The following is a 15,241-nucleotide window of genomic DNA, read 5'->3' on the forward strand; positions in this document are numbered from 1 at the left end:
CTACTTGCGTGGGTATTCGTTGGCGTTGAGTACCCAGCCGGGCTGGTCGGAGAAGTCTTCCCGGGGCGGGCTGAAGATGTCGATGAGGATGTTCGTTCCGGCGCCGGTGGCCCGGGTGGTATGGACCGTCGGCGGCGGGATGATGGCGAGTGAGGGGCTGCCGACGGGGGTGTGTTCGTCCTCGCGCCACTGGTTCATGTCCGGGGTCCAGGGTGTGCGGATGTGGTGGGTGAATTTCCCGCGGACAGCGAGTGAGCCTTGTTCGAAGTCGTCGTGGTGGTGCGGGGAGAGCTTCGAGATGTCGCGCGGTCCGTCGGTGGGGTACATGTAGTTGATCATGAGGGTGCGGGTGCGGAAGATCCGCCCGAACCGTCCTGGCTCGGGTGCGATGTCATCGAGCGGGTAGATGCGCAGTTTGTCGCCGTCGGTAGGGGCAGGCCATGCCTCCAGGGGCGCCACGCGGGGATGGTCCTGAAGGTAGTCGGCGGCGTTGGCTGCGTGTGCGGCGAGGTCGCGGGTGTTGATGTCGAAGACCCGGACGACGTCGGTGGGCTGGTCGGCCCTGATGACGGACTCGCCAGCGGGAACCACGACGAGGTTTTGGCCTTTGACCGTAGCCGGGGCGCCCGCTGCGTCGATGGTGACCATCGCATCGTCCTGGTGCAGGATCACGACGTATTCGTTCTGGCCTGCCGGCCGGTGCAACTCGTCCCCGGCCGACAGGCGGGAGTAGGCCACGATGAAGTTCTGGCCGCGAACGATCCAAGTGGGGCTGCCCAGGGGACTGACCTGGCTTGGTTCGCCGTCGAACTCTGCGTAGTGGGCGGCCGCAATGGCGGCGTCCGGCGCCAGGGAGTTCGTTGTTGCCGGGGGGCGTCCCAAACCGGCGCGTGGATCTGACTTATCAAACATGGTGGATCTCTCCCTTGTTCAGTTCGGGTTGACTGTTTCGCCATCACATTGCGAACTTGATGTTCGCATCGGGCCGAGGGCCGACGGCTTGCTACCTGCGAAGGTGCTTGTACTTGTGGTGCAGTTCACTTAGAGTATCAACTAATGGGCCCGCATGGCGAACCTTAAATTATCAATACGAACAAAATGAACAGAGCATCCCATGTCTGAAGAAACCACCTCCGGCTCCGCGTCGGATATCCAAGCCGTCACGCGGGCCGCGCAGATCCTGCAGCTGTTTGGTCCGAATCGGCCCCAGCTGACGGCTGCCGAGGCTGCCGAGCTCCTGGGGATGAACCGGTCCACGGTCTACCGTTACTGCAACTCTCTTGTTGCGGCCGGTCTGCTGGAGCGCGGGCATGCCATCGGCTCCTTCGCTCCGGGCGGCCTGCTCCTCCAGCTTGGCACCTTCGCACTGAGCCAGCGCAAGGTCCTTGACCTAGCTCCGGCCCTGATGCGCGACCTCAGTTCAGGCGCACATATGACGGCCGTCCTGAGCCTGTGGGGTTCCGCCGGACCGGTGGTCTCTCGGGTGGAAGAAGACACCAGCCGCAACGTGGTGGTCTCCGTCCGGGTGGGTTCCCAGCTGCCGTTGAGCTCGGCCCAGGCCAAGGTGTTCCTCGCATTCACCTCGGACCAGCTCCGGACCGAACGGATGCTCTCGGCCCTGCCGCCGGAACAGCAGGAGGCTCTTCGGGCAGAAATCGAACGGACCCGGGAAACGGGCGTGGCCACCAGCCCTGACCTGGGCGGCGTCAACGCAGTCTCGGCGCCGACCTTCGATGAGCATGGCATCTGCGCCTCGCTCGCCCTTGTCGCCACCAACCACGTCCTTGGCCTGGAACGCGATTCGCAGGCGGCGTGGGACGTGGCCACAGTGGCCGCGGAACTGTCGGCCGCGCTGGGCGGCGGAACCAGGCGCAACACCACCACGGCACGCTCGGCCGCTGTTGAAGCACGCCGCAACTAAACCAAACGCTCATGCATCCCCAAAAACCCCAACGGAGGACGACGATGTCCACACACGAAACCCTTGAAACCCCTGCCCCGCAAGCCCTGCCAAACGCATCGGACACTGGCGCCGGCAAACCCAATCCCGGACGGTCCGCGCTCAAAGGCGGGATCTTTGGCTACTACGCGGACCAGTTCGACATCTACCTGCCCATCATCACCCTGGCCCCGGCCATGATCTACTTCCAACCCCCGGAAATGGACAAGGGAACCGCGGCCACGATCGCTGCCCTCGTCTTTGCCTCCACCCTGATCGCCCGTCCGCTGGGTTCGGCCATCTTCGGCCACTTCGCGGATAAATTCGGACGGCACAAGCTCACTCTCGTAGCGCTGGCCGGCTTCGGACTGGCCACCCTGGGCATCGCGTTCCTTCCCGGCTACCAAAGCGTCGGCATCTGGTCGGTCGTGCTCCTTGTCCTCCTGCGCTTCATCGGTGGAGTTTTCCTCGGCGGTGAATACAGCACCGCCGTCCCGCTGGCCATGGAATGGACACCCAAGAAACGCCGCGGTCTCGCCAGCGGCCTGATCACGGCCACCAACCCCCTCGCCAACGCCACTATTGCCGTGCTGACCTTCGTACTGCTCATGGTGCTCCCTGCAGGAAGCGTCGACTCGCCCTACGTCCAGTGGGGCTGGCGCATCCCCTTCATCATCGGCGGACTCCTCGCGGCCGCTGTCTTCGTCTACTACGTCCGCCACGTCGAAGAGGCCCCGGACTTTGAAGCATCGGCAGCGAAAGAATCGCCTGTTCGGGCCCTCTTCCTGGGCCGACACCGCCGCAGCCTCATGCAGGTCTTCATCCTCATGACCGGCCTGTGGTTCCTCACAAACGTCGCGGCCGCCATCCTCCCCGCAACACTGAAGAACGCCGTCGGCGTGCCGGACAAAACCGTCAGCGTCATCATGCTGATCGCGTCCGTGATCACCATCGGCGGCTTCCTGGGCGCCGCGGCGCTCTCCCAGAAACTCGGCCGCCGGCGATTTTACATCGGTTTCGGCCTCACAGCCCTTTCCGTCGCCTCCGCCGCGTTCATCGTCCTGCTGAACACCCCGGCCGAGAACCTCGTGGCCGTAACCATCCTCGCCGTCGTGATCGACGTCTTCACCATCTCGGCCTTCGGCCCGATCGCGGCCTACCTCACCGAGCGGTTCCCCGCGGCAATCCGGGCAAGCGGCTACGGCATCGGCTACAGCTTCGCCCTGATCATCCCGGCCTTCTACACCTTCTACCTCAGCGGGCTGACCGCTTTCATGCCTATCGCATACACACCGGTAGTCCTCATCGTCATCGGCGGCCTGCTGCTCGCGGCCGGCGCCTACCTCGGCCCCGAAACCCGCGACGTCGACATGGGCTCACCAGCTGACGAAGCGGCCAGCTCCCCGGTCTAGACGCCAAACCTCCACCCGCATCCAAGGAGAGAATCCATGACCACCCTTGCAACTGACGAACACGTCTTCACCGACGAAAGAATCCCCGAACTCCTCGTCGGCGCCGTCGACCTCCACGTGCACCCCGCGCCCTCGCCCTTCCCCCGCAACATCGGCATCCGCGGTGTAGCCGACCAGGCCCACGCAGCGGGATTCAGGGCCATCCTGGTCAAGTCCCACCACCACAGCATGGTCACCGACATTGCCGCCGTCGACGACGCAATCGGCGGCCTGCCCATCCCCGTTTACAGCGGCGTGGCACTGAACAACTACGTCGGCGGCATCAACCCCTACGCAGTCGAACTCAGCCTCCAAATGGGCGGTCGCATGGTCTGGATGCCCACCGTGTCCTCTGAACAGCACATCTGCGTCCACGAACGCGAAGAACACCTGAAATTCCCCTCCACCAGCATCACCCTGCGTAAAACCACACCCATCGCCGTTCTCGACGACGCTGGAACCCTGCTCCCGGAAACGCTCGAAGTCCTCCAGCTGGTTAAGGACGCGGACGCAATCCTCTCCACGGGTCACATGTCCCCGTTCGAAATCACGGCCGTGCTCCGCGCGGCAAACAAGATGGGCCTGCGTCGGATGGTGGTGAACCACCCGAACTTCGTAATTGAGGCCAACCCCGCCCAGGCCAGGGAATGGGTCGAGCTCGGCGCCGTTGTAGAGCACGGACTGGTTCAGTACGACGACAGAACAACGTTCTTCCAGTGGAACGTGGATACCATGCTCAGCTTCATCAACGCCGTGGGAATCGACAACACCATCATCGGTTCAGACCTCGGCCAGAAAAACAACCCGTTCCCCATCAACGCCTACGAGCGCGTCCTGGGCCAACTCCTCGACGCCGGCGTGAGCCGGGAAGACGTCCGAAAACTCGTTGCCGTGAACACCGGACGCGTTCTGGACGGATAAATCGGGCCCAGAAAATGCACGTCAGGGGAGGAGGGCTGCTGATATCCGGCCGCCCTCCCGCGAACTAGACTCTGATCGGACGGCCCGGCGACCGTCTGCAATGGGCGCATACCGGACAAGGAGTCGCGATGGCGGGCGGGAGCCGCGAACCAGGCCGGACGGTGACGTCCAAGGTGCTGGCCATTCTGGAGGCCTTTGAACAGTCCCGGGGCGCCCTCAGCCTGACCGACATTGCCGAAAAATCGGGGCTGCCGCTGAGCACCGCCCACCGGCTGGTCACCGAGCTCACCGACTGGGGACTCCTGTCCCGCGAACCCAACGGCCGCTACCAGCTGGGCATCCGGCTCTGGGAGCTCGCCCAGAACACCGGGCGGCAGCTCCGCGACGCGGCCCGGCCCTTTGTCCAGGACCTGTTTTCGCTCACCGGCGAAACCGCGCACCTGGCGGTCAGGGCCGGCCACGAGGTGCTCTACATCGACAGGGTCTACGGCTCCAGGCGGGTGCCCCGCGCCGGTCGGATCGGCGGCCGGCTTCCCATGCACGCGACCGCCGTCGGAAAGGTCATCCTCGCCTTCGAAGAGGACTGGGTCCGTGACGCCTACCTGAACCGGCAGCTGGAGCGGCACACAGCGCACACCCACGTGGACCCCAAGCAGCTGGCCGCAGAGCTGACCCGGATCCGTGAGCAGGGCTACGCCACCACCTTGGAGGAAGTACGGCTGGGATCCTGCTCGATTGCCGTCCCGGTGTTCCATACTGGCAGGATCGGAGCGTCGATTGGCCTCGTGCTGCCCACCGACCAGGCTGCCACGATGACCCGGCACCTTCCTGTCCTGCGGGGGATCGCCGCCCAGATTGAGCGCGCCACGGCCCGGATTCCGCTGGAAACACTGTTGGGCAGCCACGCCGCGCTTACCGACTGAGCCGCGTTTCCCGCCCCGCCGGGCACGCAGACTAACTCGCTTCCGCTCAGTGGAAGAAGTTCGGCCCGAGGCGGGTAATGCGGGCCACACTGGTGAATAAGAACCCCGGCATGCACTGGCGCTGCCGGCGGGACCGAAAACCAAGGAGCTTAGATGTCACCCTCGACGGAAACGGCCGGCCGCTGTCCCTTTGGACACGGCGCCGAAGCACCCGCAGGGCACCACGGCTACGAGCCGTTCCAGATGAAGGACCCCTTCCCGGCGTACGCCGAACTCCGGGCCGAGCAGCCCGTGATGTTCGACGAGCGGGTCGGCCTCTACGTCGTCTCCCGCTATGACGACATCAAGGCCGTCTTCGAGGACTGGGAGACCTTCTCCAGCGAAAACGCCCAGGCCTCCGTCCGCGAACGCGGCCCCGCCGCGACGAAAATCATGGAAGACGGCGGCTTCACCGCCTACTCGGGCCTGTCCGCCCGCCGCCCTCCGGAGCACACCCGCATCCGCGCCGTGGTCCAAAAGGCCTTTACGCCGCGCCGCTACAAGGCGCTGGAGCCCTTCATCCGGCAGAACGTCGTCGAACTGATCGAGAAGATGCTGGCGCGCCCGGAACACCGCGGCGACATGGTCAAGGACCTCGCCTACGACGTCCCCACTATCACCATCCTCACCCTCATCGGTGCGGACGTCTCCCAGGTGGACACCTTCAAGCGTTGGAGCGACTCCCGCGCGGCCATGACCTGGGGCGACCTCAGCGACGAGGAACAAATTCCGCACGCCCACAACCTCGTGGAGTACTGGCAGGAATGCCTCCGGCTGGTCAAGCTGGCCCACGAGCAAGGCGGCGACAACCTCACTGCGGACCTGGTGAAGTCGCAGCAGGGAGGTGCCGAGATCTCCGACCACGAGATCGCCTCCGTCCTCTACAGCCTGCTCTTCGCCGGGCACGAAACCACCACCACGCTGATCTCCAACGCCCTGCGCGAGCTTCTGTCCCGGCCCGAGCAGTGGCAGCAGCTCGTCGAGGACCCCAAGAAGATCCCCGCCGCCGTTGACGAGGTCCTGCGCTACGCCGGCTCGATCGTCGGCTGGCGCCGCAAGGCCCTCAAGGACACCGAGGTTGGCGGCGTCGCCATTGAGGAGGGCGCGCAGCTGCTGCTCCTGATGGGCTCCGCCAACCGCGACGAGAACAAATTCAACGCCGGCGAAGACTTCGACATCACCCGCCCCAACGCTCGCGAGCACCTCTCCTTCGGGTTCGGCATCCACTACTGCCTGGGCAACATGCTCGCCAAACTCCAGGCCAAAATCGCGCTCGAGGAAGTGGCCCGGCTCGCCCCGGCGCTGCAGCTGGAGAACGCGGAAGCCATCACCTTCCGGGAAAACCTCTCGTTCCGCGTCCCTGAGTCCGTCCCCGTCAGCTGGAAGGCCTGAGAAATATGCAAAGCAACGAATTCATCCAGTTCTTCGACGGCGGCCTGGAACCGAAGCTCGAAAACCTTGGCGGCAAGGGAGCCTCCCTGGTCACCATGACCTCCGCCGGCATGCCCGTCCCGCCCGGCTTTGTGGTCACGACGGCCCAGTTCGACACCTTTATGGAGGAAGCCGGCATCACCCGGCACATCCACCAGCTCCTCGCCGACCTGGACCCCGAGGATATGGGCCAGGTGGACAAGGTCTCTGCCGCCATCCGCGAGGACATCTGCTCGCGTCCGGTACCGCAAGCGATGCGGGCGCTGACCGTCGGTGCCTACGAGGCCCTGATGTCCCGCTTTGACGCACCCGTCCCGGTGGCCGTGCGTTCCAGCGCCACCGCGGAAGACCTCCCGGATGCCTCGTTCGCAGGCCAACAGGACACCTACCTCTGGCTCGCCGGCGTCAAGGCCGTCACCGAGCACATCCGGCAGTGTTGGGCCTCGCTCTTCACCTCCCGCGCCATCATCTACCGGCTCAAGAACAACATCCCCAACGAAGGCCTCTCCATGGCCGTCGTGGTGCAGAAGATGGTCAACGCCCGTGTCTCCGGCGTCGCCATCACCATGGACCCCACCAACGGCGACCGGTCCAAGATCACCATCGACTCCTCCTACGGGGTCGGCGAGATGGTGGTCTCCGGCCAGGTCACCCCGGACAACATCATGCTGGACAAGGTCACCCTGGCCGTCACCTCCGAGCACCTCGGCGACAAGCACGCCGAACTCGTCCCGGATGCCGTTGCGGGACGGCTGGTGGAGCAGGAGGTCGACGCCGAACGCCGCGGCCGCCGCAGCCTCAGCGACGCCGAGCTCACCGCCGTCGCGCAGATGGCCAAGCGTGCGGAGAAGCACTACAAGTGCCCGCAGGACATCGAGTGGGCCCTCGACGCGGACCTGCCCGACGGCGAAAACCTCCTGCTGCTGCAGTCCCGCCCCGAAACCGTGCACTCCTCCAAGGCATCCACGCACACTGCCCCGCAGCCGGTGGTCTCCGGCGGCTACTTCAGCGGATTCAGTGCCGGCACGCTCAAGCCGTCCGCCTAACACCCGATTTTGCCGTTCGTCTGCTCCATCACCCAGGCTCAACGCCGAGCCCGTATTGAAAGGACCGCCATGTCCCTGAAGTCCTTCCCCAAACCCTCCGAGCTTGCGGTCCCCGCCGGCGCCGAGGGCTGGGAAAAGATCTACCCCTATTACCTGGTCTTCCAGGACAATCTCAAGGAACAGGAAGACGCCAAGTTCTGGTTCTGCGATAGCCAGCACTGGCCCACCGTCTTCAAGCCCTTCGAGACCATCGGCGGCGAATTCGCTGTCAAGTGCCTGGGCCAGTACAACGCCCGGCACCTGATGATCCCCAACGCCAACGGCATCGAATTCCGGGTGCACCTGGGATACCTCTACATGTCGCCCATTCCCGTGCCGGAGGACCAGATCGCCGCCCGCGTGCCCCTGTTCGAACAGCGCGTGGGCCACTACTTCCAGAACTGGGACCAGCTCCTCAAGCAGTGGCACGTCAAGGTCAAGGGCACCATCGACGAGATGGAAACCATCTCCTTCCCCGGACTCCCGGACATGGTCCCGATGGAGGACATCCTCTCCGGAAAGGGCAAGGACGGCTCCGAGAAGCTGCTGGAGAGCTACGACCGGCTGATCCAGCTGGCCTATCAGAACTGGCAGTACCACTTCGAGTTCCTCAACCTCGGCTACATCGCCTACCTGGACTTCTTCAACTTCTGCAAGCAGGTCTTTCCCAACATCCCGGACCAGTCCATCGCCACCATGGTGCAGGGTGTGGACATGGAACTCTTCCGCCCCGATGACGAGCTCAAGCAGCTCGCCAAACTCGCCGTTGAGCTCGGACTGCAGGCCCACTTCGGGAATACGGACGACGTCGAGGCCACCCTGGCAGCCATCGCGGCGGCCCCGGGCGGGGACCGCTGGACGGCCCAGTACGAGGCCGCCAAGGACCCGTGGTTCAACTTCACCGTGGGCAACGGCTTCTACGGCCACGACAAGTACTGGAACGAACACCAGGAAATCCCGCTCGGCTATATTGCGGACTACATCCGCCGGGTGGACGAGGGCCAGGAGATCATGCGCCCGATCGAGGCCCTGATCATCGAACGTGACCGCATCATCGAGGAATACCGGGATCTGCTGGAAGGCGAAAACCAGGCGCTCTTCGACGCCAAGCGCGGGCTTGCCGCCACCGCCTACCCGTACGTGGAGAACCACAACTTCTATATCGAGCACTGGACCATGGGCGTCTTCTGGCGCAAGATCCGTGAGCTCAGCCGCATGATGCAGGCCGAGGGCTTCTGGACTGAACCGGACGACCTGCTGTACCTGGGCCGCAACGAGGTCCGCGACGCGCTCTTCGACCTGGTCACCGGCTGGGGCGTCGGCGCCAAACCGATCGGCCCGGACTACTGGCCGGAGGAGATTGAGCGCCGCCGCGGGATCGTGGATGCGCTCAAGACCGCCCGCCCGGCCCCGGCTCTGAACACGCCCCCGGAAATCATCACCGAACCCTTCACCCGGATGCTTTGGGGTATCACCACGGAACAGGTCCAGCAGTGGCTGGGCGCCGGCGAGGCGGTGGAAGGCGGCGGCCTGCGCGGCATGGCCGCCTCGCCCGGTGTCGTCGAAGGCCTGGCCCGCGTGGTCACCGATGCGGACCAGCTCTCCGAGGTGCAGCAGGGCGAAATCCTGGTGGCCACCGTCACGGCACCGTCCTGGGGCCCGATCTTCGGCAAGATCAAGGCCACGGTTACGGACATTGGCGGCATGATGAGCCACGCGGCGATCGTGTGCCGGGAATACGGCCTCCCGGCCGTCACCGGGACCGGCTCGGCGTCCACCACCATCAAGACCGGCCAGCGGCTGCGGGTGGACGGCACCAAGGGCACGGTCCAGATCCTCGACGCCGAAGACGAATTGGTCGTCGCAGGACCGGGCGCGCACAGTCACAGCCATGTCTGATGCATCGATGACCCCTGCAGACGATGCGAGTTCGGGCCAAAGCGGGCAGCCTGCCCGCACCGTCCTGATCACCGGTGCCGCCGGCGGTCTGGGCCGGGCGTTCGCGCTCGGCTTCGGCCGCCGCGGCTACCGCGTCGCGGTGGCGGACGTGAACCTCGACGGCGCGGAGGAAACGGCCAAGCTGGTCCTGGACACCGGGGCCGACGCGGCAGCCTTCCACGCCGACGTCACCAGCGTCGACTCCACCGAGGCCCTCGCGAAAAGCTGCGCGGAGTTCGGCAACGGAAGCATCGACGTCGTGCTTAACAACGCCGCGGTATATGCGGGGGTGACCCGTAGCCCGTTCGAGGACATCGATCCGGCGGAATGGGATCTGGTGATGAACGTGAACCTCAAGGGCCCCTGGCTCGTGACCCGCGCCGCGAGCCCGTTTCTGGCCGAGGGCGGGCGCGTCATCAACCTCTCCAGCGCCACGATCTTCAGCGGCTCGGAGCAGTGGCTGCACTACGTCGCCTCCAAGGGCGGGGTGGTGGCCCTGACCCGGGTGATGGCCAAGGAACTGGGCCGCCGGGGGATCACGGTCAATGCGATCGCCCCCGGGTTCACCCTCACCGAGGCCAGCTACGGGCTGATGGAGAACGCCGAAAACTATGGCGTGGACCGCGGTGCGATCAAGCGGGCCAGCCAGCCGGAGGACATTGTGGGCGCGGCGCTCTTCCTGGCCGGGCCGGACAGTTCCTATTACACGGGGCAGACCATGGTGGTCGACGGCGGCCGCCAGTTCATCTGACAGCTCCACTTCCCGCTCCACTTCCCGACTTCAACCCCAAGTCCAACCCTAAGGAGGACCAATGCCAACGGTCCATTTCACCGACGCCGAAGGCGCTGTCCGCGACGTCCAGGGCAATCCCGGCGATTCCGTCATGGAAACCGCGGTGCGCAACGGCGTCCCCGGCATCGTGGCCGAATGCGGCGGATCGCTGTCCTGCGCCACCTGCCATGTGTTCGTCCGCGAGGACTGCCTCCCGCAGCTCCCGCCGATGGAGGATATGGAGGACGAGATGCTCTACGGCACCGCCGTGGACCGCGAGGACAACTCGCGGCTGTCCTGCCAGCTCCGGCTGACCGACGAGCTCGAACTGTTCGTCACCACGCCGGAAACCCAGGTGTAGCGATGGGCGCCCACACTGCCGAGCAGCCGGCTCCCGTCGCGGACCAAAGCGTACCCACCCGCACCGGCCTGCTGATCATCGGCGCGAGCCAGTCCGGTGTCCAGCTCGCGGTTTCCCTCCGTGCGCTCGGCTTCGACGAGCACATCACCCTGCTCGGCGACGAGGACCACCGCCCCTACCAGCGCCCGGCCCTGTCCAAGGAGTTCCTGCAGGGCACGGTGGAGAGCGAATCCCTGATCTTCCGCTCCAACGAGTACTGGGCCGAACACAACGTGGACCTGATCAAGGGCGAATACATCGTCAGGATCGACAAGGAGGCCGACGGCTCCGGCGTGGCGCACTCATCCTCCGGCCAGCAGTTCCCCTTCAAACGGCTGGCCCTCACCGTGGGCGCCCGCGCCCGGAAACTGGAGATCGAGGGCGGGGACCTCGACGGCGTGCTCTACCTGCGAAACGCCGACGACGCCCTGGCGCTGAAGGCCAGGGTGGGGGACGCGCAGGACGTTGTGGTGATCGGCGGCGGGTTCATCGGCCTCGAAGCTGCGTCCAGCCTGCAGAAGATGGGCAAGAACGTCACCGTGCTGGAATTCGGCCCCCGGCTCGTTGGCCGGGCCGTGGGCGAGGAGACTGCCGAGTACTTCCTGCAGGCACACCGGGCCCGCGGCCTGGACATCCGGCTGAACACCAGCGCCACGCGCTTCACCGGGGCCGACGGCGGAACTTCAGTTGCCGCCGTCGAACTCCAGGATGGCACTGTGCTGCCCGCGCAGATAGTGCTGGTGGGCATCGGCGTCATCCCCAACACCCAACTCGCCGAACAGATCGGCCTGACCGTGGACAACGGGATCGTCGTAGACCGCTTCGCGCTGGCCTCGGACGGCACCACGGTGGCCATTGGCGACTGCGCCAACATGCCCAATCCCGTGCCCGGATCAGAACCTGGCGAGCGGATCCGGCTGGAAAGCGTGAACAACGCCATCGAACACGCCAAGGTGGCCGCCTACTCACTCACCGGCCGGCGCGAGGAATACGCCGGCATCCCGTGGTTCTGGTCCAACCAGGCCGACCTCAAACTCCAGATCGCCGGACTCTGCAACGGCTATGACCGGACCGTGCTCCGGCGCGACGAGGAACGCGGGAAATTCAGCGTCCTCTACTACCGCCAGGGCCAGGTCATCGCCGCGGACTGCGTCAATGCGCCGCTGGACTTCATGGCCGTGAAAAACGCCCTGGCCAAGGGGCAGAACATCCCCGCCGACGCCGCCGCGGACCCGGCCACCCCCCTCAAAACGATCACCACGGACAGCTAGCCAGCCGGCCGGCCCACCCGAAGGAGCATTATGACCACCCCCAAGACCCCGGTTGCCGACCCCGGCACCGCGAGCCAGGATTCCGGCCACATCGTGTCCGGCGACCCGGCAGCAGCCAATCCGGCGGCAGTCAGTCCCGCTGCTGCCCGCTTCGCCGCCGCGTACCCGGTCCGCCCCGTTCCGGCACCGGGACCGGTGGACACCGCCCCGATCGCCACCACACCGGCAGCGCTCCAGGAACTCGACGGGCTCTGGAAGGCCGTGGCGCACGAGACCCGCACCCGCGGCAACGACATCCACCTGCCGATCTCCCTCGCTTTCGCCGAGCGGCTCTGCCGTGCCTACCCCGAGGCCGACGCCGGGCTGGTCCGGGTGGCCACGCTGCTGCACGACACCGGCTGGGCCCATGTAGATGAATCCCGCATCATCTCCGAGGGCTTTGCGGGGGACTGGCGCAAGGCCGCCATCCGCTTCGAACACGAGAAGCAGGGCTGCGACGTCGCCCGCCGGGTGCTGCCGGGCCTTGGCTATTCCGAGGAATTCATTGAGCGCGTCTGCGAGATCATCGACGGCCACGACACCCGCCCGGTGGCACAGTCGCTGGAAGACGCACTGATGCGCGACGCCGACCGGCTGTGGCGCTTCGACCAGGCGGGGATTGCCCTGGCCTCCTCCTGGTTCAAGATGGACCCGGCCACCTACACGGACCGCCTAACCGCGGAAATCGTGCCCGAGCTCATCACCCAGGCCGCCCACGACATGGCGGCGGCCGATCTGAACCGCTCCACCGCCCTGCTCAAGACGGCAGTGATCCGATGACCGCGGCCACGCACGACGCTCCCGCTGTGGCCGCCCGTGCCGGGCTCAAGCTGCCGTACACGCACGTGGAGGACATCTTCGTCCACGGTGCCTGGACCCCGGCACGCGGCACCGGCCGCAACCCGGTCACCGATCCCGCCACGGGCGAAGTCTGGGGCTCCGTTCCGGACGGAACCCCCGAAGACGTCGACGCCGCTGTCGGCTCCGCCCGCAGGGCTTTCGACGACGGCAAGTGGCCGCGGCTGACGCCGTCCGAGCGGGCGGCGTACCTGCTGCGCATCGCCGAGGAAGTGGAGAAGCGCGCCGAGGAGCTCTCGCTGACGAACACCCGGGAGAACGGCTCGCCGGTCTCGGAATCCGCGGGGGCCGCGGCCAACGCCGCGGGCATTTTCCGGTACTTCGCCACCCTCGCCGGCTATCTTGAACGCGAGGACGTGCGGGCTTTCCCCAACGGCGGCGGCGAGTCCGTGGTCCGACGCGAACCAATCGGTGTGTGCGCGCTGATCGCGCCCTGGAACTTCCCGATCAACCTCGTCGTGATCAAGCTGGCCCCGGCGCTGCTGGCCGGCTGCACCGTGGTGATCAAGCCGGCGTCGCCAACGCCGCTCTCGCTCCGGGTGATCATCGATGCCGTCGCCGCTGCGGGAGTCCCGGCCGGCGTGGTCAACCTCGTCACCGGTTCCGGCAGGCTGGGGGATGTGCTGGTGAAGCACCCGGGCGTTGACAAGGTGGCTTTCACAGGTTCGACGCCGGTGGGCCGGAAAATTGCCGCGGCCTGCGGTGAGCTGCTGCGCCCAGTGACGCTGGAGCTGGGCGGGAAGTCCAGTGCCGTTGTGCTGCCGGACGCGGACCTGGACGCCATGTCCAAGGTGCTGATCCGGTCCTCCATGCGCAACACCGGCCAGACCTGCTACATCTCCACCCGCATCCTCGCCCCGGCGAGCCGCTATGACGAGGTCGTGGACATGGTCACGGCCACGATTGCCGCCGGGAAGCAGGGTGACCCGCTCGATCCGGACACCGTGTTTGGACCGTGCGCCACGGAATCCCAGTACCGCACCGTGCTGGAATACGTGGACTCCGGCCTGGCTGAAGGCGCGCGGGCCACCACAGGCGGGCGTGCGGCGTCGTTAGGCGGTGGCCTTGAAGGCGGCTACTTCGTGGAGCCCACAGTGTTCGCCGACGTCACTCCGGAGATGCGGATCTCACGCGAGGAGATCTTCGGTCCGGTCCTGTGCATTCTGAAATACGACGATGTCGACGAGGCCGTAGCGCTGGCGAACAACACCGAGTTCGGGCTGGGCGGTCTGGTGTTCGGACAGGATGCGGACGCTGCCCTGAAGGTGGCCGACCGGATGGACACCGGCTCCGTGGGCATCAATTTCTTCGCATCCAACCATGCCGCCCCCTTTGGCGGCCGGCACGACTCAGGTCTTGGCACCGAATACGGAATCGAAGGCCTGAACGCGTACCTGAGCTACAAGTCCATTCACCGTCGCGCGTAAGTCACAGGTGCCCGTGAGTTCGGGTGGCGGAAAGTAATTGGCCGCCGGCAGTTGCTCCGCCATTCAAGGACAGGTTCTGGTCGGCGGTTGCGACTGTGATGATGAGGTCCGGGTAGCGATCGGCAGCGCCTCCTGATAGACCACGCCCCTAAGGCTGGCGAGGACGTCATCGCCGAGCCGGACGAGTTCTCGGCCGATCTCCGCCCTCCTGGGGTTAAACATCAGGCACTCGGCCCGGCTGCCCCGGCTGCTGGTCAGCGACCTTCAATGTGAATATTCCATGCGCTCGCCGGTGTTGGATCTCATGGGGGGAGCCGCAGCACCGGCGGGTTTACTCGTACCGCAGGGATTCGATCGGATTGGCACGTGCGGCGCGGGCCGCGGGGAGCGTGCAGGCCACGAGCGCGATGCCCATCACGATCAGGATGATGACGGTGATCGAGATCGGGTCGAAGGCGATCAGGGTCAGGCCGGCAAGGTCAGCGAAGAGCGTCCCGGGCGGACCAGTGCGGGTGCCTCGTGTCGTATTGGTTCGGGCGGGTCGGTATCGTATGCTGCTGCCAGTTCCGACGGACTGGGATTGCCTGCCGGGAAGGAAATGAAGGGTGTGCACAATGTGCACACCTTGGGCTTCGGATCGGGTCGTACTGGGTCCGGTTCGGGCCGGATTCGGTATATATCAAGCTGTTTGTGACAGCTGGTTGGTTTTGTAGTTGATGCCGGCGTGGGTCGGGGCGGCTGGTGCGG

At 65.9% G+C, this 15,241-nt stretch carries 14 protein-coding genes; 12 read left to right on the forward strand and 2 right to left on the reverse strand.

Annotation, left to right across the window (positions count from 1 at the left end; translation table 11 throughout):
• On the reverse strand, positions 1–912 hold the full coding sequence (locus CXQ91_RS21540) for a hypothetical protein (protein ID WP_104175919.1): 912 nt from the start codon (positions 910–912) through the stop codon (positions 1–3).
• Positions 913–1,114: 202 nt separating this feature from the next.
• On the opposite strand from CXQ91_RS21540, the gene CXQ91_RS21545 reads away from it, so the two are divergent.
• The 12 genes from CXQ91_RS21545 (at position 1,115) to CXQ91_RS21600 (ending at position 14,494) form a co-directional block, all read left to right on the forward strand.
• A complete protein-coding gene (locus CXQ91_RS21545; protein ID WP_104175920.1) occupies positions 1,115–1,921 on the forward strand; it encodes an IclR family transcriptional regulator in 807 nt (268 codons plus the stop codon).
• Positions 1,922–1,965: 44 nt separating this feature from the next.
• The gene (locus CXQ91_RS21550) at positions 1,966–3,351 is read left to right on the forward strand and encodes an MFS transporter (protein WP_104175921.1); all 1,386 of its coding nucleotides are present in this window, start codon (positions 1,966–1,968) and stop codon (positions 3,349–3,351) included.
• A gap of 36 nt (positions 3,352–3,387) precedes the next feature.
• Complete coding sequence (locus CXQ91_RS21555; protein ID WP_104175922.1) at positions 3,388–4,311, forward strand: DUF6282 family protein; 924 nt, start codon at positions 3,388–3,390, stop codon at positions 4,309–4,311.
• 128 nt (positions 4,312–4,439) lie between these two features.
• Positions 4,440–5,234, forward strand: coding sequence for an IclR family transcriptional regulator (locus CXQ91_RS21560; protein WP_104175923.1), 795 nt, complete (start codon positions 4,440–4,442; stop codon positions 5,232–5,234).
• A gap of 153 nt (positions 5,235–5,387) precedes the next feature.
• On the forward strand, positions 5,388–6,665 hold the full coding sequence (locus tag CXQ91_RS21565) for a cytochrome P450 (protein WP_104175924.1): 1,278 nt from the start codon (positions 5,388–5,390) through the stop codon (positions 6,663–6,665).
• A 5-nt stretch (positions 6,666–6,670) separates the two neighbouring features.
• On the forward strand, positions 6,671–7,750 hold the full coding sequence (locus tag CXQ91_RS21570) for a PEP/pyruvate-binding domain-containing protein (protein ID WP_104175925.1): 1,080 nt from the start codon (positions 6,671–6,673) through the stop codon (positions 7,748–7,750).
• 69 nt (positions 7,751–7,819) lie between these two features.
• Positions 7,820–9,688 carry a PEP-utilizing enzyme gene (locus CXQ91_RS21575; RefSeq protein WP_104175926.1) on the forward strand — a complete coding sequence of 623 codons (1,869 nt, stop codon included), beginning with the start codon at positions 7,820–7,822 and terminating at the stop codon, positions 9,686–9,688.
• A complete protein-coding gene (locus CXQ91_RS21580) occupies positions 9,681–10,478 on the forward strand; it encodes an SDR family NAD(P)-dependent oxidoreductase (RefSeq protein ID WP_258074205.1) in 798 nt (265 codons plus the stop codon). Before CXQ91_RS21575 ends, CXQ91_RS21580 begins: the two co-directional genes overlap by 8 nt.
• Before the next feature lie 61 nt (positions 10,479–10,539).
• Positions 10,540–10,860 carry a 2Fe-2S iron-sulfur cluster-binding protein gene (locus tag CXQ91_RS21585; protein ID WP_024367748.1) on the forward strand — a complete coding sequence of 107 codons (321 nt, stop codon included), beginning with the start codon at positions 10,540–10,542 and terminating at the stop codon, positions 10,858–10,860.
• A 2-nt stretch (positions 10,861–10,862) separates the two neighbouring features.
• Complete coding sequence (locus CXQ91_RS21590) at positions 10,863–12,170, forward strand: NAD(P)/FAD-dependent oxidoreductase (RefSeq protein WP_104175927.1); 1,308 nt, start codon at positions 10,863–10,865, stop codon at positions 12,168–12,170.
• 30 nt (positions 12,171–12,200) lie between these two features.
• Entirely contained in the window at positions 12,201–12,989 is a 789-nt protein-coding gene (locus tag CXQ91_RS21595) for an HD domain-containing protein (RefSeq protein ID WP_104175928.1), read from the forward strand.
• Positions 12,986–14,494: an aldehyde dehydrogenase family protein gene (locus CXQ91_RS21600; protein ID WP_104175929.1), complete on the forward strand. Its 1,509-nt coding sequence runs from the start codon at positions 12,986–12,988 to the stop codon at positions 14,492–14,494. The genes CXQ91_RS21595 and CXQ91_RS21600 overlap by 4 nt, the downstream gene beginning before the upstream one ends.
• A 331-nt stretch (positions 14,495–14,825) precedes the next feature.
• Here the strand turns inward: CXQ91_RS21600 and CXQ91_RS21605 are convergent, their stop codons facing one another.
• Entirely contained in the window at positions 14,826–15,107 is a 282-nt protein-coding gene (locus CXQ91_RS21605; protein WP_146072409.1) for a hypothetical protein, read from the reverse strand.
• Positions 15,108–15,241: the final 134 nt, after the last annotated feature.

Source organism: Arthrobacter sp. Y81, assembly GCF_002929335.1.
In the GTDB taxonomy this organism is placed as follows: domain Bacteria; phylum Actinomycetota; class Actinomycetes; order Actinomycetales; family Micrococcaceae; genus Arthrobacter.